20 protein-coding genes, 1 pseudogene and 1 riboswitch are annotated in these 18405 nt (G+C 72.5%); of the genes and pseudogenes, 18 read left to right on the forward strand and 3 right to left on the reverse strand.

Translation table 11 applies throughout. From position 1 onward, the window contains the following. Positions 1–8: 8 nt before the first annotated feature. Positions 9–392, reverse strand: coding sequence for an SHOCT domain-containing protein (locus tag QUE47_RS07065; RefSeq protein WP_286219167.1), 384 nt, complete (start codon positions 390–392; stop codon positions 9–11). A gap of 220 nt (positions 393–612) precedes the next feature. Here QUE47_RS07065 and QUE47_RS07070 point away from each other — a divergent pair, with 220 nt between their 5' ends. The 8 genes and pseudogenes from QUE47_RS07070 to QUE47_RS07100 all read left to right on the forward strand — a co-directional run bounded on the left by QUE47_RS07070 (position 613) and on the right by QUE47_RS07100 (position 7104). Next, positions 613–1215 (forward strand): PAS and ANTAR domain-containing protein, encoded by a 603-nt coding sequence (locus QUE47_RS07070; RefSeq protein ID WP_286219168.1) that lies wholly within the window; start codon positions 613–615, stop codon positions 1213–1215. Between the two features lie 179 nt (positions 1216–1394). Next, entirely contained in the window at positions 1395–2177 is a 783-nt protein-coding gene (locus tag QUE47_RS07075; RefSeq protein ID WP_286219169.1) for a GAF domain-containing protein, read from the forward strand. Positions 2178–2326: 149 nt separating this feature from the next. Further along, positions 2327–3049, forward strand: a complete 723-nt coding sequence (locus QUE47_RS07080) for a PAS and ANTAR domain-containing protein (RefSeq protein ID WP_286219170.1) — start codon at positions 2327–2329, stop codon at positions 3047–3049. 85 nt (positions 3050–3134) lie between these two features. Next, positions 3135–3935, forward strand: coding sequence for an SDR family oxidoreductase (locus QUE47_RS07085; protein WP_286219424.1), 801 nt, complete (start codon positions 3135–3137; stop codon positions 3933–3935). A 239-nt stretch (positions 3936–4174) separates the two neighbouring features. Then, positions 4175–4951: a GAF and ANTAR domain-containing protein gene (locus QUE47_RS07090; protein ID WP_286219171.1), complete on the forward strand. Its 777-nt coding sequence runs from the start codon at positions 4175–4177 to the stop codon at positions 4949–4951. Between the two features lie 111 nt (positions 4952–5062). Further along, positions 5063–5353 (forward strand): annotated as a pseudogene (locus QUE47_RS16720) (GAF and ANTAR domain-containing protein); the annotation flags it as partial. Between the two features lie 89 nt (positions 5354–5442). Next, entirely contained in the window at positions 5443–5820 is a 378-nt protein-coding gene (locus QUE47_RS07095; protein ID WP_286219425.1) for an ANTAR domain-containing protein, read from the forward strand. Between the two features lie 63 nt (positions 5821–5883). Further along, on the forward strand, positions 5884–7104 hold the full coding sequence (locus QUE47_RS07100) for a pyridoxal phosphate-dependent aminotransferase (RefSeq protein WP_286219172.1): 1221 nt from the start codon (positions 5884–5886) through the stop codon (positions 7102–7104). A gap of 125 nt (positions 7105–7229) precedes the next feature. On the opposite strand, the gene QUE47_RS07105 is transcribed toward QUE47_RS07100, so the two are convergent. Continuing rightward, a complete protein-coding gene (locus QUE47_RS07105) occupies positions 7230–7673 on the reverse strand; it encodes a CBU_0592 family membrane protein (protein WP_286219173.1) in 444 nt (147 codons plus the stop codon). Positions 7674–8061: 388 nt separating this feature from the next. Further along, complete coding sequence (nrdI, locus tag QUE47_RS07110) at positions 8062–8511, reverse strand: class Ib ribonucleoside-diphosphate reductase assembly flavoprotein NrdI (protein WP_286219174.1); 450 nt, start codon at positions 8509–8511, stop codon at positions 8062–8064. 71 nt (positions 8512–8582) lie between these two features. Between nrdI and QUE47_RS07115 the strand changes: the two genes are divergently transcribed. The 10 genes from QUE47_RS07115 to QUE47_RS07155 all read left to right on the forward strand — a co-directional run bounded on the left by QUE47_RS07115 (position 8583) and on the right by QUE47_RS07155 (position 18397). Next, positions 8583–9608 (forward strand): S66 family peptidase, encoded by a 1026-nt coding sequence (locus QUE47_RS07115; RefSeq protein ID WP_286219175.1) that lies wholly within the window; start codon positions 8583–8585, stop codon positions 9606–9608. Between the two features lie 25 nt (positions 9609–9633). Further along, positions 9634–10602, forward strand: coding sequence for a LysR family transcriptional regulator (locus QUE47_RS07120; RefSeq protein WP_286219176.1), 969 nt, complete (start codon positions 9634–9636; stop codon positions 10600–10602). Between the two features lie 112 nt (positions 10603–10714). After that, positions 10715–10909, forward strand: coding sequence for a type II toxin-antitoxin system HicA family toxin (locus QUE47_RS16725; RefSeq protein ID WP_350227697.1), 195 nt, complete (start codon positions 10715–10717; stop codon positions 10907–10909). Next, on the forward strand, positions 10906–11283 hold the full coding sequence (locus QUE47_RS07125; RefSeq protein ID WP_286219177.1) for a hypothetical protein: 378 nt from the start codon (positions 10906–10908) through the stop codon (positions 11281–11283). The genes QUE47_RS16725 and QUE47_RS07125 overlap by 4 nt, the downstream gene beginning before the upstream one ends. A gap of 510 nt (positions 11284–11793) precedes the next feature. Continuing rightward, a complete protein-coding gene (locus QUE47_RS07130) occupies positions 11794–12204 on the forward strand; it encodes a DUF4190 domain-containing protein (RefSeq protein WP_286219178.1) in 411 nt (136 codons plus the stop codon). Between the two features lie 117 nt (positions 12205–12321). Beyond that, positions 12322–12413, forward strand: a riboswitch (glycine riboswitch). A gap of 196 nt (positions 12414–12609) precedes the next feature. Further along, positions 12610–15612 (forward strand): aminomethyl-transferring glycine dehydrogenase, encoded by a 3003-nt coding sequence (gene gcvP, locus QUE47_RS07135; RefSeq protein ID WP_434019738.1) that lies wholly within the window; start codon positions 12610–12612, stop codon positions 15610–15612. Between the two features lie 50 nt (positions 15613–15662). After that, complete coding sequence (gene gcvT / locus QUE47_RS07140; RefSeq protein WP_286219180.1) at positions 15663–16865, forward strand: glycine cleavage system aminomethyltransferase GcvT; 1203 nt, start codon at positions 15663–15665, stop codon at positions 16863–16865. A 107-nt stretch (positions 16866–16972) separates the two neighbouring features. Further along, positions 16973–17347, forward strand: a complete 375-nt coding sequence (gene gcvH, locus QUE47_RS07145; RefSeq protein WP_286219181.1) for a glycine cleavage system protein GcvH — start codon at positions 16973–16975, stop codon at positions 17345–17347. 332 nt (positions 17348–17679) lie between these two features. Beyond that, on the forward strand, positions 17680–17925 hold the full coding sequence (locus tag QUE47_RS07150) for a LuxR C-terminal-related transcriptional regulator (protein WP_286219182.1): 246 nt from the start codon (positions 17680–17682) through the stop codon (positions 17923–17925). A 43-nt stretch (positions 17926–17968) separates the two neighbouring features. After that, on the forward strand, positions 17969–18397 hold the full coding sequence (locus tag QUE47_RS07155) for a (deoxy)nucleoside triphosphate pyrophosphohydrolase (RefSeq protein WP_286219183.1): 429 nt from the start codon (positions 17969–17971) through the stop codon (positions 18395–18397). Positions 18398–18405 lie beyond the last annotated feature (8 nt).

Consider the following 18405-nt stretch of genomic DNA (forward strand, 5'->3'; position numbering starts at 1 on the left):
TAGCGCTGTCAGGCCTGGAGCGCCTTGGCCTTGATGACCTCGAACTCGGCGTCGTTGATCGCACCTGAGTCGAGCAGGGTCTTGGCCTGGGCGATCTGGTCGGCCGGCGAGGCGGCGCCGGCAGCGGTGCTGCGGATGTACTCGTCCGTGTCGGCCTTGGCCTGGGCGACGGCCGACGCCTGGCGGCGGGCCATGCCGCGGCCGCGAGCGATGAAGTAGATGAGGGCCGTGAGGAACGGGATGAAGACGAGCGCCACGAACCACAGGGCCTTCCACCAGCCGGAGAGCTCGTGGTCGCGGATCAGGTCGCTGATGATCTGGAAGAGGACGATCAGGTACGCGATGAACGCGAACGAGACGATGATCAGCCAGAAGAAGTCGAGAAAGTCCATGAGATCTCAGTCCTAGTGTCGAGCGAAGTGCGTCCACCGAGGTGCGTCGACATCGGGAACCCAGGCGACGGTGCTGTCGCACGAGGTCATTCAACCGGTTCTCGGTGATCCTGGTCAACGTGGAGCCGTACCATTCCTCTGCAGTTCACGTGTCTTCGGTGTACTTTCTGCTCGTCCTGAGGTCGAGGACGGGACTCGACAAGCGGTTCGGGTGGGGGGCGTGGTGAGCACGGACGGATCATCGGCATCGGCGGCGACGAAGGGCTCGGGCAGGGCCGTCCACCCGCGCGTCGGCCACGTGGCGTGGGACATGCGCTCGGGAGAGGTCCTGTGGTCCGAGGCCACCTACGCCATCTACGGGTTCGAGCCGGGCGAGGTGGTGCCCACCATGGAGCTCGTCACCGCCCACAAGCATCCCGACGACCGGGCGGCGTTCGTCGCGCTCCTCGACGGGCTGCGCGGGCGCGGCGGCGACTTCGCGCACTGGCACCGGGTCGTCGACACGCGGGGCCGCGTGCGGCACGTCGTCACGGTGGGCACCGTGCTGCTCGCCCCCGACGGCACACTGACGCACGTCGAGGGGTACCTCGTGGACATCAGCGAGCCGCAGAGCGTCGTCGTCGAGCAGGACGTGCAGCGTTCGCTCGCCCACTTCCGGGAGGGGGCCGCCGTGATCGAGCAGGCCAAGGGTGCGCTCATGGTGACTCGGGGCGCCGACGCCGACGAGGCGTTCGCGGAGCTGCGCCGGCGGTCGAACGAGACGAACGTCCCCCTGCGCGAGGTCGCGACCTCGCTGCTGGCCGGGCTCCGCGTCGACGCCTGAGTCCCGCCGGTCCGGAACTGCGGTCGGCAGCACCCCGTGCGCCCGGCCGGGAGCGGTGCGCGCAGCCACGCCCGGGTGATCTGTGCGCCCCTGCGCGTTCTCACCGTGCGAGGCGCCGCCGTCCTGCAAGAGTGGTGCGGGACGACGGCAGGCCCTCACGACTGACGGTGGCGACGGCGATGGACGAGGCGACACGGCTCCTGGACGAGCTGGAGGCAGGGCTCTCGACGCGTGCCCGCCAGGAGTCCCTCGCGACGAGCGTGTGTCGGCTCTGCGTCGAGCTGCTGGACGCCGACGGCGGCTACATGGCGGTCTCGCCGTCCCGCGGCGACGAGCTCACGGTCTACTCCACGGACGGCCGTGCGGAGCGCATGGCCGACCTGGAGATCGCCCTGGGGGAGGGCCCGGCGCACGAGTCCTTCGTGGGGGCGCGGCGCACCGTCGCAGACCTCTCGGCGGCGTGGGACCGCTGGCCCCTGTTCGGGCCGGCGGCGTCGGCGGCCGTCGGCGACCTGCACCTCCAGGTGCTGCCGCTCGGTGTCGGGATCCGTCGCATCGGCGTCCTCACGACCTACTACGAGTCGCGCGGCCCGCAGGTCGATCCCAGGGCCGCGCAGGCGCTGGCCGACGGCGCCGGCATCGCCCTGCTCGGCAGGCCGGAGCCCCGCGCCCTCGGGTTCGGGCGGTCCCGGCTGGAAGCCGGTACCGAGGTGCCGGACGGCGGCGCGCGGCCGGGCGGCCGGGTCGCGGTGGCGCCGCGTCGAGAGCGCGACCGGTCGGGGCGTGACCCGCTCGACCTCGCGACCGGCATGGTGGCGGTGCAGATGGGGGTCCCGGCGTGGGCGGCGCTCGCGGTGATGCGGGCCCGGGCGTTCTCGACGGACGTCGAGCTCGACGACCTGGCCTCCGCCGTGGTCGAGCGCCGGCTGACGTTCGACCCGGGCTCGGCGGGACCGCCGTGAACTGATACTCGGAGTACTACCTTTGTGGCGCTGTGACCTGCGTGGACGCGAATCCTCACAGCCACCTCTCGCTATCCGTGCGGGTGAAGGCTATGTTGGGCAACGGAGTCAAGAAGCGGCGCCGCGAATCATTGTCCGGAAGGACGTTCATGGGCACCGACGACGCCGAGATCACGACCACACCCTGGGACGTGACGGTCGAGGACGCACTGGGTGGAGGACGATCCCTCCCCATCGGCCAGTACCGCACCGACCTCACCAAGCACACCTGGTGGTGGTCCGACGAGGTCTACGGGATGCTCGGGCTCGTGCCCGGGAGCGTCCCCGCGAGCGCCGAGCTGCTCGCCTCGCACAAGCACCAGGACGACCGCGGGCGCATCTCCCGCGAGGTCTCGCAGTGCCGCCGTACGGGGCGGCCGTTCAGCTTCCTGTACCGCATGGTCGACGCCAAGGGCCGGACCCGCACGGTGACCGTCACCGGCCAGGGGCGTCGCGACGGGACGGGGCAGATCGCCGAGATCGCCGGCTACGTCGTCGACCAGTCGGCCGCGCAGCGCGAGCTGCTCGACCGTGACGTTCAGCGGCTGGCCGCGTCCGTCAGCGCGGAGCGGACGATCGTGGAGCGCGCCAAGGGCGTGCTCATGGCCGTGTACGGCATGAACGAGGAGACCGCGGCCGACCGTCTCGTCTGGTACTCCAGCCATGCCGGCCTGCGGGTGCACGACGTCGCGGCGCGCCTCGTCGAGGCGCTCGACGGTGGTCCGGGGCTCGGCGGCCAGGCCGAGGAGACGGTCGACGGAGTCCTGACCGGTCTGACGTCGTCCGACAAGCGTCGCCCGCGCAACGCCCAGCTCACGCGCCGGTTCGGCTGACGTGGCGGCTGGCGTGACGGCAGAGAGCGACTCGTCCGGCGGCTTCCCCGCGCAGCACCAGCAACCGCCCGGCCTGACCGGCCGGATGCGGCCGCTGCCCGACCACGGCGAGGACTCGTACGTGGGCCACGACCGGCTCACCGGCGTGCGCGCCCTGATCACCGGGGGCGACTCCGGGATCGGTCGTGCGGTCGCGATCGCGTACGCGCGCGAGGGTGCCGACGTCGCGATCGGGTACCTCGACGAGGAGCAGGAGGACGCCGAGGAGACCGCCCGGCTGGTCGAGGCGGCCGGGGCCACGGCCGTGCTCGTCCCGGGCGACCTGACCGAGGAGGGGACGTGCCGCGCGGTGGTGCGGGACGCCGTCCGAGGCCTGGGCGGGCTCGACGTGCTGGTCAACAACGCGGGATTCCAGATGGCGCGGCGCGGGTCGATCGAGGACGTCACCCCTGAGGACCTCGACCGGGTGCTCAAGACCAACCTGTACGCCCTCGTGTGGATGACCCAGGCGTCGCTCGAGCACCTGGGCTACGGGGCGTCGATCATCAACGTGTCGTCGATCCAGGCGTACCAGCCGTCGACGTCCCTGCTCGACTACGCGTCCACGAAGGCCGCGATCAACAACATGACCGTCAACCTGGCCGCGGAGCTGGGCGAGCGCGGGATCCGCGTCAACGCCGTCGCGCCGGGACCGATCTGGACGCCCCTGCAGCCGGCGACCCAGCCGTCGCAGAAGCTCGAGAGCTTCGGCGCCGACACGCCGCTCGGCAGAGCAGGTCAGCCGGCCGAGGTGGCGCACGCGTTCGTCTACCTCGCGTCGAATCACGAGGCGGGATACGTCTCGGGGACGGTGCTCGGGGTCACCGGCGGCAAGCCGGTGTTCTGAGCCCGTCGGCCCGGACGGTCGCGGTCGCACGTCGACCGGACCGCCCGGGCGGGGGCGCCTGCGCGAGAGCACAGACGCCGTAGGTACGGAGCTGCCACGTCCAGTGCCGGCGAGACGGCTCCAGTCCCCCGGTGGTGTCCCCGCCCGCGCCGGTGCGCGGGCGGGGATACCGTCGTGCCGAGAGAATTGGTGGGCGGTGGCCGGCCTGCAGCAACCAGCAGTCGGCCGGTGGTCGGCCGGTGGTCGGTGAGGAGCCGGGCGATCCGGACGACCCGGGCACCGCCCCGCGAGACGAGGGGACGTGGAGCGACATGGGCGGGGAACGGACGGCCGAGGACGTGCTGGCTGCGAGGATCTCGGCGGCGGTCCGCGGTCTCGCCGCGCAGGACTCGCTCCAGAGCACCCTGGACTCCACGGTCACGTCGGCCGTCGCCATGGTCGACGGGTGCTCGGCGGCCGGGGTCACGCTCGTCGAGCGGGACGGTGAGGTGACCACGCCGGCGGCGAGCGACGGCGTCGCGGGCCGGGGCGACGTCCTCCAGTACGAGCTGGGCGAGGGACCGTGCCTCGACGCCGTGCGCCACGCGGAGGTCGTCACGACCGACGACCTCGCCGACGACGCGCGGTGGCGCCGCTGGGGCGCTGCGGTGGTCGACGAGCTCGGGGTGCGGAGCATGCTCTGCGTCCAGCTCTTCACGAGCGACTCCCGCCACGGCGCCCTGAACCTCTACGCGCGCGAACCCCGGGCCTTCACCGACGAGAGCCGCGCCGTCGCGACGACGTTCGCAGCGGTGGCAGCCGCCGCCCTCGGCGCCGCCCGGACCGAGGAGCGGCTCGGGTCGCGCGTGCAGACCCGCACGATCGTCGGTCAGGCCCAAGGGGTGCTCATGGAGCGTCACGGGATCGGTGCCCAGCAGGCGATCGACCTCCTGGCGACCGTGGCGGCCGAGCGCGGGGCCACGGTCGTCGAGCTCGCCCACGAGCTCCTCGCCGACGTCGGCGCCCGCACCTCCTGACACCGGGCGGCGGAGGGGCAATGCCCTGCCGCGCCAGGCCGGTCTAAAATGGCGCGACGGGACGATTCCCGACCCGGTTCGGCGCAGCCACTCTGGTCACGGAGGCCACACATGACGGACGGTCTGGAGCTCACGCCCGCCAGCACCCCTGAGCTCGGCATCCGTGGCCTCGTGGCCCAGTCGGTGCGCCTCCTCGCCGACGAGCCGACCCTCGAGCAGACGCTCGCGCGCACCGCCGAGCTCGCCGTCGCCCTGATCGACGGGTGCGACTCCGCCGGCATCTCGCTGATCACGCGCAAGGGCCGCATCGAGACGCCCGCGGCCACCGACCACGTGGCGCGCCGCGGGGACGAGCTGCAGTACTCGCTCGACGAAGGTCCGTGCCTCGACGCGATCCGTGAGGCCGAGGTCGTCGCGACCGACGACCTCGCCGACGACGCCCGCTGGCCGCGCTGGGGGCGGCGGTCGTCGACGAGCTCGACGTGCGGAGCATGCTCTGCGTCCAGCTCTTCACGAGCTCGACCCGGCACGGGGCGCTCAACCTCTACGCGCGCGAGGCCCGCGCCTTCCCCGCGGACGACTACTCGCTCGCGACCACCTTCGCTGCCGTCGCGGCCGCGGCCCTGGACGCCGCCCGCACCGAGGACCAGCTCACGTCCGCGGTGCAGACGCGCACCGTGATCGGCCAGGCGCAGGGGATCCTGATGGAGCGCTACTCGATCTCCGCGAGCCGCGCGTTCTCGGTGCTCAGCCGGCTCTCGCAGGACGGGAACACCAAGCTCGTCGACCTCGCCCGCCAGGTGGTCTCGGACCGTGCGCTGCCCGAGGCGGCGTCGAAGGCGGAGAAGATCGCCAGCACGCTCTCGTGAGCCGGGCGGCGGCGCCGCAGACCGGGCTCGTCCCGGCGCTGCTGTCTGCGTCATGATGGCCGCATGAAGGTCTCGCGCAGGTCCCGGGTCGCGCCCTTCGCCGTCATGCAGATCCTGGCCGCGGCGAACGCGCGCCGGGACGCGGGGGAGTCCGTCCTCAACCTGTGCGCGGGCGAGCCGTCCACCGGGGCGAGCGACGTCGTCCGGCAGCGGGCGGCCGAGCTGCTGCGCACGGAGAACCTCGGCTACACGGAGGCGATGGGCGCTCCGGCGCTGCGCCGGGCGGTCGCCACCCACTACGAGCGCTGGTACGGCGTCGACGTGGACCCCTCGCGGATCGCGGTGACGACCGGGTCGTCCGGCGGGTTCGTGCTGGCGTTCCTCGCCTCCTTCGAGGTCGGTGACCGGGTGGCGCTCGCACGGCCGGGCTACCCGGCGTACAAGAACATCCTCGCGTCGCTCGGGTGCGAGGTCGTCGAGCTCGACTGCGGACCGGACGAGCGGTACCAGCCCACCGTCCCGCGGCTCATGGAGGCCTACTACGAGGGCGGGCTCGACGGGCTCGTGCTCGCGAGCCCCGCGAACCCGACGGGCACGATGGTCTCGGCCGCGGAGCTCGAGACGCTCGCACGGTGGTGCGCCGAGCACGACGTCCGGCTGATCAGCGACGAGATCTACCACGGGATCACGTACCCGGGTACTGCTGCTGCTGGTGCCGGTGCTGCTGCTTCTGTGCCGGAGGGCTCGCCCGCCGGGGCCGCGACCGCCGCCCGCTACCTGGGGGACGGGGCCGTCGTCGTCAGCTCGTTCTCGAAGTACTGGGCGATGACCGGCTGGCGCCTCGGGTGGCTGGTGCTGCCCGAGGACCTCGTCGACCCGGTCGACGCGCTCGCCGGCAACGTGGCGCTGTGCCCGCCCGCGCTCGCGCAGCACGCCGGGGTCGCGGCGTTCACCGACGAGGGCATGGCCGCCGCGCGCGAGAACGTGGAGCGCTACGCCGTCAGCCGTGCGCTGCTGCTGGACCGTGCCGACGAGCTCGGGTGGTCACCGGTCGCCCCGGCCGACGGGGCCTTCTACCTGTACGGGAACGTGTCGCGGTTCGGCCTCGACTCCGTGACGTACTGCGAGCGCCTGCTCGCGGAGACGGGGGTCGCGATCACGCCCGGGACGGACTTCGACGGGGTCGCGGGCGGGGACTGGGTGCGCCTGTCGTTCGCGGCGGCGCCGGACGTCGTCGCGGCCGCCGTGGACCGGATCGTCGCCTGGCAGGCAGGGCTGGCCTGAGCCTCGGGTCGGCGATCGGTCGGGCGGCCGACTCCCCGTGCCGCGCCTGTTCGGCGGGCGGCGGCGTTCGGCGGGGTCGGACGGCGCCCGAACGACGGAGCGTCGGTCGAGCGCGGGTCGCGCGGTCAGGCGGCGGCCGGGACCTCGCTGGCGGTGCCGAAGTCGAGGGCGACGTCCGGCGAGACGAGCGGGAGCTCGAGCGTGAGGGCGGTGAGCTCGTGGGCGAAGTCGTCGAATGCGGCCTGGGCCAGGACGGCCTCGGCGTTGGCGATCGCGGCGGCCTCTGCCTCCTCGCGGGCGGCGCGGGCCGCGGCGCGGCGCTGACCGTAGATGGCGATGAGCGCCTGGGTCCCGATGACGACCCACACGAGGTTGGCGGCCACCGACGGCCACAGCCCGTTGGCCCCGGCGACGACGACCATGAGGCCGGCCGCGGTGACGTTCGTGAGGTTGAAGCGCAGGGACTTGGCGTCCCAGGTGCCGCGTGACGCGAGGAGGTATGCGGCGGCGCCGAAGAAGGCGCTGACCCAGCCGAGGATCATGAGGGACTGGGTGAGGACTGCGTCCATGGTGGAGCTCCGAGAGGTACAGAAGGGATCGGGACGGACGCGGTTTCTCGGCCGAGCGGAGCGTGTGCTCCACCGCGTCGTGATCATTCTGAGACCCGATCTGGGTTCAGCGCAATCGAACAAATCTTCAAAGCCCCATAAGTAGCACTACATGGGTTGCAGCCGGTCCCCCCGTGACCGGGCGTGCGTGCGGCTTGCCTCGGACGGGTGCGTCGGGCGGGCTCGTTGACCAACTCTCGACAGCGCAGGACCGGTGCGGAGCGGGGCAGTGGCGGACGTCACACGGCGCTGCGGCGACGTCGCGCCGGACTCGTGCGGGCAGCCTCACGGGCCGTCGCACGGCACCCGTACGTGGGCGCGAGGTCGGCTCACGCTCGGCGCGCGGCCGTCAGTCCTCGGCGACCTGCCGGTCCACGTCGGCGAGGATCCGCTGCGCGTCCTCGACGTCCCACCGGGTGCCCTGCAGCTCGAACTCCAGCAGCATCGGCCGGCCCGAGGCCCGCGCGATCTCACGGGCCGCGGCCTGGTAGTGCTCGCCGAAGTTCCGGTTGCCCGAGCCCATCACCCCGACGAGGCGACGACGGGTCTCGGGGTCCTGCAGGAACCGGCGCACCGGCTCGGGCACGGTGTCGTTGTCGTCGTTGCCCGTCTTGTACGAGGGGGTCACGAGCACCCACGGCCCGGTCGGGACGGAGCGGCGCACCTCGCGGACCGCGAGGTCGTGGACCGGCCGTCCGAGCCGTTCCGCGAAGAGGCGCACCTGGCCCGACGTCGACGAGTAGTAGTAGACGTCCACCGGTGGTGCCGCGGGTGCTGCCGCCTCTCCGTCGTCCGTCACCCCTCCATCCTCCACCCGCGGCGAGGGTGCTCTCCGAACCTCGGCTCGTACCCGGCTCGTACGATGCGGGCATGGTCGTTCGATACCCCCGGCCCCTGCGCCCCGGCGACACCATCGGCGTCACCGCGCCCTCGGCACCCGTGCCGGCCGCGCTGGACGCCCGGCTCGACCACGCGATCGAGCGCCTGCGAGCGCGCGGGTTCGACGTCCGCGTCGGCGACTGCCTGCGCGGCGACGGGGTGACCAGCGCCCCCGCCGCCGACCGCGCGGCCGAGCTCGCTTCGATGCTGACCGACCCGGAGGTCCGCGCCGTCGTCCCGCCGTGGGGCGGCAGCCTCGCGATCGACCTGCTCGGCCTGCTCGACTGGGACGAGCTCGCGCACGACCCGACGTGGCTCGTCGGGTTCTCCGACCTCTCGACGCTGCTCATGCCGCTCACGCTCCGCACGGGGGTCGCGTCGCTGCACGGCCAGAACCTCATGGACACGCCCTACCGCGTGCCCGAGCCGCTGCACCACTGGCTGGACGTGCTCGCCGAACCGGCCGGCGCCGTCGTCGTCCAGGGCGCTGCCGCCGCCTACCGGGCCGGGGGCTGGGACGACTACGAGGGCGACCCGACCGTGCACGAGTTCACCCTCGACACCCCTGCGGGGTGGACTCGCCTGGACGCCGACGACCCGGTCGAGGTGACCGGGCGGCTGATCGGCGGATGCATCGAGACCGTCGGCAACCTCGCGGGCACGCCCTACGGCGACATCGGCGCGTTCGCGTCGGAGCACGCGCCCGAAGGGCTGATCGTGCACCTCGAGGCGTCGAGCGCCGACTCCGACGAGATCGGCCGGCGCCTGTGGGGCATGCGGCACGCGGGCTGGTTCGAGCGCGCCAACGCCGTCCTCGTCGGTCGGACGCGGGCCCCGGGCGTCGACGGCTTCAGCCAGCACGACGCCGTGCTCGACGCCCTCGGTGGCCTCGGGCTGCCCGTGATCGCCGACGTGGAGTGCGGCCACGTCGCCCCGTACCTCGCGCTGGTCGAGGGCGCCCTGGCGACCGTGACCCACGGGCCGGGCGAGTCGCGCATCGAGCAGCGACTCGCCTGAGCCGCTGCGAACCTACGCTGGGCCCATGAACCCCAGCTCGCGCGGAGGTCCGCAGGCTGCCGGAGCCACGCCGTCCACGGCGGTCGCTCCCGGCGGCACCGACCCGCGGCGCCTCGCGTTCCTCCTCGCCGTCCACCGCACGGGCGGCGTCCTCGCCGCCGCGGACGTGCTCGGCGTGACGGCCTCCGCGGTGTCGCAGCAGATCCACCGGCTGGAGGCCGAGGAGGGCGTGCAGGTCCTCGACCGCGGGCCGCGCGGCGTCTCGCTGACCCCGGTCGGGCGCGTACTTGCCGACGCGGCGGAGCGCATCGAGGCCGAGATGGTCGACGCGCGCAAGGCCATCGCCACCATGAGCGACGACGTCTCGGGTCGCGTAGTCGTCGGGTCGGTGCAGTCGGCGATCCGGTCGGTCGTCGCGCCGGTGCTCCACGCGCTGCCCGAGCGGTTCCCCGGCATCGACCTCGAGGTCCAGGAGGCCGAGCCCGAGGCGGCGATGCGCGGGCTGCGGGCGGGGAGCCTCGACCTCGTGCTCGTCGAGCGCGACAGCGAGTCGGACGTCAGCGTGCCCCGCGGCATGGACGACGTGATCGTGCGCGAGGAGCCCTGGTGCCTGGTCACCCACGTCGCGTTCCCGACCCCGACGCAGCTCGCCGACCTCCGGGACGCGCCGTGGCTCGGGGCCGTCGACGGCACGGCCGCCGCGCGGGCTCTCGCGCGGGTCATCGCCCAGGTCGGCGGCTCGGCCGTCACCCGCCACCGGTACTTCGACTTCGACGTCGCCCTGGCCCTCGTGGCGGCCGGTCAGGGTGTCGCGCTCCTCCCGGCGCTCGCGCTCCAGGGCGAGCTGCCGGACGACGTCGCGGTCGTCCGGCTCCCGGGTCTCGGTTCGCGCTACCTCGTCGCGCGGCACCGCTCGACCCGCGCCGAGCCGGGCCCGGCGACGTCGACGGTGCTCGACGAGCTGCTCGCCGTCGCGGCCGGGATCGAGCTCTGACCGTTCGTTTCATGGTGACCTTGCCCGCGACCACGCCCGAACTCGAATCGGAACTGGGCCATTGTCTAGCCGCCATTGACTTGTTGCGTCAATGGCGCCTAGACTGACGGGGATGATCAGTCCGAAGCCGACCCGTGAAGTCGTGAAAGACCTACGGCGCGCAGGCTTCGAGCCGGGCCGCACCCGCGGCTCACACACCCGGTGGGCACACCCCTGCGGCGTCCAAGTCACAGTCCCCGACGGGCACCGGATGATTTCCCCTGGCGTGCTCCGCCAGATTCAAGCCGCAATCAAGGAGGCACGATGACCAAGTACGAGGCGCGAGTCACCCATGAAGACGGTTGGTGGATGATCCGAGTCGACGGGGTTGGTGTCACGCAGGCCCGACGACTTTCAGAAGCTCGAACGATGGTCCGCGAGTTCATCGCTGTCAGCACCGACGACCTCGAGCCCGAAGATGTAGACGTCACGGTCGAGGTCATGGTTGAGGCGGTCGACATTTTACAGGCGGTGGCAAGCATCAGAGCGGAGCGGGAGGAAGCCGCCCGGCTTGAAGCGGATGCAGCAGCTCGCGCGAAGGCTCTGGCGCGACAGCTTTCAGATGCGGGACTCTCTTTGAGGGATGTTGGCGCTGCACTTGGCGTGTCCCACCAGCGGGCACACCAACTCGTGTCTGCCTGACGGCACCCGCCACCCACGTCCGAGTCCATCCGAAGGTGTGGGCTGCGGCCCTGCGTCTCCTGCTCGATGCGCAGAGGCCCAACCCGGGCTGGGTCGCACAGCAGCTCGTACAACTCCCGTTCGGCCGGCGGCAGCATGAGGGCTTTCGGGGTGGCGACAGTCAACGGGCGGCCCTTCGCGTCCACGTCGACACCGAACTGGCCGTACTTCATGTACGCCGGGGGCTGCCGCACCGATAGGTGACGGTGATCGGTCACTCAGCCTGTGGGGCGGGTGAGGTCACGGGCGGTGCATCGCCACGAAGTCGAGCTGCTCGCCGTCGCGGCCGGGATCGAGCTCTGACCGCCGGTCAGGTACCCCGGAGCCGCCACGGCGTGCGCTCCGCTGCGATTCGGCCACGATCGCGCGCACTTTCGGTGTCGCGCGTGGTCAGGAAGGGTGGTCGGCCCTAAAGTGTGGCCGACCGTGCACCGGATGGGGGAGCGCGGCGCGACGCCTCGGAGGCACACCATGAGCGACCCGTATCAGACACCTGGACCCGAGCAGCAGGGGCAGAACCCCCAGCAGCAGCCCGCGTACCCGCAGCCGCAGTCGAACTACCCCTCGGCCCCGGGCTACGTGCCGGCGCCGGTGCAGGGACCCGTGCCCGGGAAGACGCTCGGGATCGTGGGCTTCGTCCTGGCCTTCCTCATGCCCCTCATCGGGATGATCCTCAGCATCGTCGCGCTGGTCCAGTCCAAGAAGGCGGGCCACAAGAACGGCCTCGCGCTCGCGGGCATCATCATCGGCGCCATCCTCTCCATCATCTCGATCGTGGTGATCGTCAGCATCTTCGGGCTCTTCGGCGACGCCGTGCAGCAGTGCATCGACGGCGCTGCGACGGTCACCGTCAACGGCCAGGAGATCGACTGCACCGCCTGACACCCCGGTAGGGCCGCTCACCGCGGCCGGCGCGCCGGACTCTCCACCCCGCACGACCCCCGCCCCCACGGACCCTCGCGGACCGTGGGGGCGGGGCGCTATCCTGGGTGCGCTGCTCGAACCGTGACGGGAGAGCCCGGGCCCGCCCGGCGCCGAAGGAGCAATTCCCTCCCCGGGAATCTCTCAGGCCCCCGTACCGTCACGGCGAGGCAACTCTGAAAAGCGGTGCTCCGCCGTCCGGCACCCGGGCCGGGGCTCCCACCGACGGTGCAAGTCGGCGCGCGCCGTCCGCAGGTCTCGACCTGCGGGTACTGTGGACCGGCAAAACTCTCAGGTCGACGCGACGCGTCAGATGACAGAGCGGGGAGGGACAGGTCGGCCCCGGACGGGGCCGGTCTCCCGACGATGTGCTCCGGAGCCACCGTGACCCAGCCGGCAGAACAGTCCGCCCCCGCGTTCGACCGCGCGCACTTCGCGTTCCGCCACCTCGGCCCCCGCGGCGTCGGGACCGTCTCGGAGCAGCGGCCCGACGGCGAGACGCAGCGCATGCTCGACCAGCTCGGGTACCCGACGCTCGACGCGCTCGTCGACGCCGCGGTCCCCGCTACGATCCGTTCGGAGCGCCCGCTCGACCTCCCGGCCGCGCGCACCGAGACCGAGGTCCTCGCGCACCTGCGCGAGATCGCGGACCGCAACGTGGTCAAGACGCAGATGATCGGCCTCGGCTACCACGGCACGATCACGCCCCCCGTGATCCGCCGCAACGTGCTCGAGTCGCCCGCCTGGTACACCGCGTACACGCCGTACCAGCCGGAGATCTCGCAGGGCCGCCTCGAGGCGCTCCTGAACTTCCAGACCGCCGTCGCCGACCTCACCGGGCTCGAGGTCGCGGGCGCCTCGCTGCTCGACGAGGCCACCGCCGTCGCGGAGGCCGTCGCGCTCATGTGGCGCGCCTCGCGGGCCAAGACCGGCTACGTCGTCCTCGACGCCGACCTGTTCCCCCAGACCCTCGCCGTCGCGCGCGGCCGTGCGGAGGCCGCCGGCCTCCCCGTCGTCGTCGCCGACCTGAGCGAGGGCCTCGCCGCCGGTCTCGCCGGCCAGGTGTCGGACGACGCGGGCACGCTCGTCGGTGTCGTCACCCAGCAGGTGGGCGCGTCGGGCCGCGTGGCCGACCTGCGCGGCGTGATCGCCGAGGCCAAGGAGTCCGGGGCGCTCGTCACGGTGGCGTCCGACCTCCTGGCGCTCGCGATCATCACGCCGCCGGGAGAGCTAGGCGCGGACATCGCGGTCGGTTCGGCGCAGCGGTTCGGCGTGCCCCTCTTCTACGGCGGGCCGCACGCCGCGTTCATGAGCGTCCGCAAGGGCCTGGAGCGCTCGCTGCCCGGACGCCTCGTCGGGGTCTCCGTGGACGCGGACGGCGACGTCGCCTACCGGCTCGCGCTCCAGACCCGCGAGCAGCACATCCGCCGCGAGAAGGCGACGTCGAACATCTGCACGGCGCAGGCGCTCCTCGCGATCGTGGCCTCGATGTACGCGGTGTACCACGGGCCCAACGGCATCCGCACGATCGCGGAGCACGCCCACGGGAGTGCCGCCGCGCTCGCCGCAGCCCTGCGCTCGGCGGGCGTCACCGTCGTCCACGCGCACTTCTTCGACACGGTCCGCACCCACGTCCCGGCGCGCGCCGAGGCCGTCGTCGCTGCGGCCTCGTCCCGCGGCGTCAACCTGTACGCGCCGGACGCCGACCACGTGCAGATCGCCTGCGACGAGACCACCACCGCGGCCGACCTGACGGCGGTCCTCGCTGCGTTCACCGACGTGCTGCCCACCTCGACCACCCCCGACGGCCACGCAGCGGACGGAACCGCGACGGCCGGCCTCCCGGACTGGGCACGCCGCATCTCCACGTACCTCCAGCACCCCGTCTTCTCCGCGCACCGCAGCGAGACCGCGATGCTCCGCTACCTGCGCAAGCTCGCTGACAAGGACCTCGCGCTCGACCGGACCATGATCCCGCTGGGCTCCTGCACGATGAAGCTGAACGCGACCGCCGAGATGGAGGCGATCTCGTGGCCGGAGTTCGCGAACATCCACCCGTTCGTGCCGGTCGACCAGGCCGAGGGCTACCGCGAGCTCATCGAGACGCTCGAGGCGCAGCTCGCGGAGATCACGGGGTACGCCGCGGTGTCGGTGCAGCCGAACGCGGGGTCGCAGGGCGAGTTCGCGGGGCTGCTGGCGATCCGTGACTTCCACCGTGCCAACGGGGACGCGCAGCGCGACATCGTCCTGATCCCGGCGTCGGCGCACGGGACCAACGCGGCGTCGGCGGCCCTCGCGGGGTTGCGGGTCGTCGTGGTCGCGACGGCCGACGACGGCGAGATCCTGCTCGACGACCTGCGCTCGAAGCTCGAGAAGCACGGCTCGACGGTCGCCGGGATCATGATCACGTACCCGTCGACGCACGGCGTGTACGAGGAGCACGTCCGTGAGGTCTGCGACCTCGTACATGATGCCGGTGGGCAGGTGTACATCGACGGGGCGAACCTCAATGCGCTCGTCGGGCTGGCGCGTCCGGGCGAGTTCGGCGGCGACGTCTCGCACCTGAACCTGCACAAGACCTTCTGCATCCCGCACGGCGGCGGCGGCCCCGGCGTCGGCCCGGTCGCGGTCGCAGAGCACCTCGCGCCCTACCTCCCGGCCGACCCCTTCGGGGCGCCGGGCTCGGGGACCGGTGCGACGGCGTCCGGCACCCCGGTCTCGGCGACGCGCTACGGCTCCGCCGGGATCCTGCCGATCTCCTATGCGTACCTCGCCCTCATGGGGCCGGACGGGCTCACGGCCGCGACCGAGACCGCCGTCCTCACGGCGAACTACGTCGCCAGCCGGCTCGAGGGCCACTTCCCCGTGCTCTACACGGGACCGAAGGGCCTCGTCGCGCACGAGTGCATCCTCGACCTGCGGGCGCTGACCAAGGAGACCGGGGTGACGGCGGAGGACGCCGCGAAGCGGCTCCAGGACTACGGGTTCCACGCGCCGACCCTCTCGTTCCCGGTCGCGGGGACGCTCATGGTCGAGCCGACGGAGTCGGAGGACCTCGGGGAGCTCGACCGGTTCGTCGAGGCGATGGTGGCGATCCGCGGCGAGATCGACGCGGTGGCCGCCGGCCGCTGGTCCGTCGAGGAGTCGCCGCTGCGCGGGGCGCCGCACACGGCGGCGTCCGTCACGGCGGACGCCTGGGACAAGCCGTACTCGCGCGAGCTCGCGGCCTTCCCCGTGGCCGCGCTGCGTGCCGCGAAGTACTGGCCGCCCGTGCGGCGCGTGGACGGGGCGCACGGGGACCGCAACCTCCAGTGCTCCTGCCCGCCGCTGTCCGAGTACGAGACCGAGCTCGAGCCCTCGGGCTCCTGATCCGCACGTTCGACCGGACACGGCACGACGAACTCCGAGAGGATCGACCCATGAGCGAGCAGACCCCTGACCCGACGGCCGCGCAGACGGACGGCGCCCCGACCACCGACGCCGCGGCCGAGGGGCGGCGCAGCCCGCTGCACGACGAGCACGTCGCGCTCGGTGCGACGCTGACGAACTTCGGCGGCTGGCAGATGCCCCTGCGGTACGAGTCGGACCTCGCCGAGCACCGGGCCGTGCGCGCCGCTGCGGGCCTGTTCGACCTGTCCCACATGGGCGAGATCGAGGTCTCCGGCCCGCAGGCGGCCGCAGCCCTCGACTACGCCCTCGTCGGGAACCTCTCCGCGGTCGGCGTCGGTCGCGCCCGCTACACGATGATCTGCGCCGACGACGGCAGCGTGCTGGACGACCTCGTCGTCTACCGACCGGCGCCGGAGTCGTTCTCGGTCGTCGCCAACGCGGGCAACGCCGAGCGGGTCCTCGCCGAGCTCCGCGACCGGGTCGAGGGCTTCGACGCGACGGTCGTCGACCACTCGGCGAGCACCGCGCTCATCGCGGTCCAGGGGCCCCGCGCCGCCGAGATCGTCGTCGGGCTCACCGCGCCCGAGGCCGCCGACGTCGTCCGCGACATGAAGTACTACTCGGGGACGTTCGTGGAGGTCGCCGGGGTCGGGACCTTCGTCGCTCGCACCGGCTACACGGGCGAGGACGGCTTCGAGCTGTTCGTGCCCGCCGAGGTGGCGCCCGAGGTGTGGCGGACCGTGCTCGAGGCGGGGCGTCCCCTCGGCCTCGTCCCGGCGGGTCTGAGCGCGCGCGACTCGCTGCGCCTGGAGGCCGGGATGCCGCTCTACGGCAACGAGCTGGACGAGACGGTCACGCCGTACGCGGCGGGGCTGGGCCGGGTGGTCAAGCTCGACAAGGTCGCGGACGACGGCTCGCCCCTCGACTTCGTCGGGCGAGCCGCGCTCGAGGCGCGCCGGCACTCCGCTCCCGCGCGGGTGCTCGTGGGACTCAAGGGCCTCGGACGGCGTCCCGCACGGTCGGGCCACGACGTCGTCCTCCCGGGCAAGGACGCGCCGATCGGCCACGTGACCTCGGGCGCGCCGTCCCCGACCCTCGGGTGCCCGATCGCCATGGCGTACGTGACGCCCGAGCTCTCGGCCGAGGGCACCGAGCTCGCCGTGGACGTGCGCGGCCGGCAGGAGCCGTTCGTCGTCGTCCCGCTGCGGTTCTACACCCGTCCACAGGACTGATCCGACGGCGTCCGACACCCCACGACATCGCCGGCACGCACCGGCGCGACCCGAACCCTAGGCTCGGAACTGCCCTCGAGACCTGCCCTCACCACCAAGGAGACACCATGAGCGACGCGTTCCCCGAGAACCTGAGGTACACCGCCGAGCACGAGTGGATCGACGACGCGTCGCCGGCCACCGTCGGCATCACCGCGAACGCCGCCGAGGCACTCGGCGACATCGTCTACCTGGAGCTGCCCGAGGTCGGCGCTCAGCTCACCGCGGGCGACGTGTTCGGCGAGATCGAATCGACGAAGTCGGTCTCGGAGCTGTACGCCCCGGTGACCGGGACGGTCGTCGAGATCAACCAGGACGCGGTCGACTCGCCCGAGACGGTGGGCTCGGACCCGTACGGTGCGGGCTGGCTCGTGAAGGTCGACGTCACCGAGACCGGCCCCACCCTCTCCGCCGAGGAGTACCAGGCCTCCATCGGGGCCTGACCGGCAGTCTCCGGGTCGCCCGCGTCGACCCGGACGGAGACCGATCCGGTCCCCGTCCGGGCCTGCGCAGCGTCGTGATCTTGGTCACTTGCGCGCAACGACGGGTGTGAGAGCGCACACATTTGCCAACCCGCCGAAAATGCTCGATGCTTCCTGACCTGCGGCGACACACAGAGCGATCGAAATCGTCCCACGATGCGGGATGATTCAGAGGTTATGGCACCGAGTCACGTCATAGATCGAGGTTTCACCCATCTCTCCTCGTAAGAGCACCGAACCAGGTGAAGAAGGCTCGCGTCGCCGCGGGTACGCCTGGACCCACTGGAGGAGACATGAGCACCATCGAGATGACCCGACCCGCCGCCGCACCGGCGACGATCCTCGGCGCGCCCCTGACGCGCCGCGAGCTGGTCGTGCTGTCCCACCTGTCCGAGGACGTGACGCTCGAGGAGATCGCCACGACCCTGTTCGTCACGCGCAACACCGTCAAGTCCCAGGTTCGCAGCCTGTACCGCAAGCTCGGCGTCTCGACGCGCGCCGGAGCGGTCGCCTGGGCCGAGGAGCGCGGGCTGCGCTGACCGTGTCACACAGCTGTGACGCGCGCATGGCATCATCCGGGGCATGACCCCGGCCCGACTCGTCGTCGCAGCAGCGATCGTGGACGACCTCCACGCGCCGACGCGGCTTCTCGCCGCCCGGCGGGCCTACCCCGAGCACCTCGTCGGCCGCTGGGAGTTCCCGGGCGGCAAGGTCGAACCCGACGAGACGCCTGAGGCCGGTCTCCACCGCGAGCTGGCCGAGGAGCTCGGCATCGTCGTCGAGCTGGGCGACGAGGTCGTCCCCGCGGTCGGGGGCGCCTGGACGATCACCGACCGGCACGTGATGCGGCTCTGGCTCGCGCGCGTGACCGAGGGCGAGCCGTCGCCGGCGGACGCCCACGACGAGGTGCGCTGGCTCAGCAGCGCCGAGCGGTTCAGCGTCCCCTGGCTCGACGCCGACGTCCCGATCGTGGACGCGGTGGTCGACCGCCCGGAGTTCCTCGCCGGCTGAGGCGGGCC

Origin of the sequence: Paraoerskovia sediminicola, assembly GCF_030296575.1 — a bacterium.
GTDB lineage: Bacteria > Actinomycetota > Actinomycetes > Actinomycetales > Cellulomonadaceae > Paraoerskovia > Paraoerskovia sediminicola.

Bases quoted from the DNA above. Each gene is read 5' to 3' on its own strand.
- QUE47_RS07095 (WP_286219425.1), top strand. From the start codon at position 5,443: ATGCTCTGCGTCCAGCTCTTCACGAGCTCGACCCGGCACGGGGCGCTC.
- QUE47_RS07085 (WP_286219424.1), top strand. From the start codon at position 3,135: ATGCGGCCGCTGCCCGACCACGGCGAGGACTCGTACGTGGGCCACGAC.
- QUE47_RS07115 (WP_286219175.1), top strand. From the start codon at position 8,583: ATGGTCGTTCGATACCCCCGGCCCCTGCGCCCCGGCGACACCATCGGC.
- gcvP (WP_434019738.1), top strand. From the start codon at position 12,610: ATGTGCTCCGGAGCCACCGTGACCCAGCCGGCAGAACAGTCCGCCCCC.
- QUE47_RS07065 (WP_286219167.1), bottom strand. From the start codon at position 392: ATGGACTTTCTCGACTTCTTCTGGCTGATCATCGTCTCGTTCGCGTTC.
- gcvH (WP_286219181.1), top strand. From the start codon at position 16,973: ATGAGCGACGCGTTCCCCGAGAACCTGAGGTACACCGCCGAGCACGAG.
- QUE47_RS07080 (WP_286219170.1), top strand. From the start codon at position 2,327: ATGGGCACCGACGACGCCGAGATCACGACCACACCCTGGGACGTGACG.
- QUE47_RS16725 (WP_350227697.1), top strand. From the start codon at position 10,715: ATGATCAGTCCGAAGCCGACCCGTGAAGTCGTGAAAGACCTACGGCGC.
- QUE47_RS07075 (WP_286219169.1), top strand. From the start codon at position 1,395: ATGGACGAGGCGACACGGCTCCTGGACGAGCTGGAGGCAGGGCTCTCG.
- QUE47_RS07120 (WP_286219176.1), top strand. From the start codon at position 9,634: ATGAACCCCAGCTCGCGCGGAGGTCCGCAGGCTGCCGGAGCCACGCCG.
- QUE47_RS07100 (WP_286219172.1), top strand. From the start codon at position 5,884: ATGAAGGTCTCGCGCAGGTCCCGGGTCGCGCCCTTCGCCGTCATGCAG.
- QUE47_RS07130 (WP_286219178.1), top strand. From the start codon at position 11,794: ATGAGCGACCCGTATCAGACACCTGGACCCGAGCAGCAGGGGCAGAAC.
- QUE47_RS07125 (WP_286219177.1), top strand. From the start codon at position 10,906: ATGACCAAGTACGAGGCGCGAGTCACCCATGAAGACGGTTGGTGGATG.
- QUE47_RS07105 (WP_286219173.1), bottom strand. From the start codon at position 7,673: ATGGACGCAGTCCTCACCCAGTCCCTCATGATCCTCGGCTGGGTCAGC.
- QUE47_RS07150 (WP_286219182.1), top strand. From the start codon at position 17,680: ATGAGCACCATCGAGATGACCCGACCCGCCGCCGCACCGGCGACGATC.
- QUE47_RS07155 (WP_286219183.1), top strand. From the start codon at position 17,969: ATGACCCCGGCCCGACTCGTCGTCGCAGCAGCGATCGTGGACGACCTC.
- gcvT (WP_286219180.1), top strand. From the start codon at position 15,663: ATGAGCGAGCAGACCCCTGACCCGACGGCCGCGCAGACGGACGGCGCC.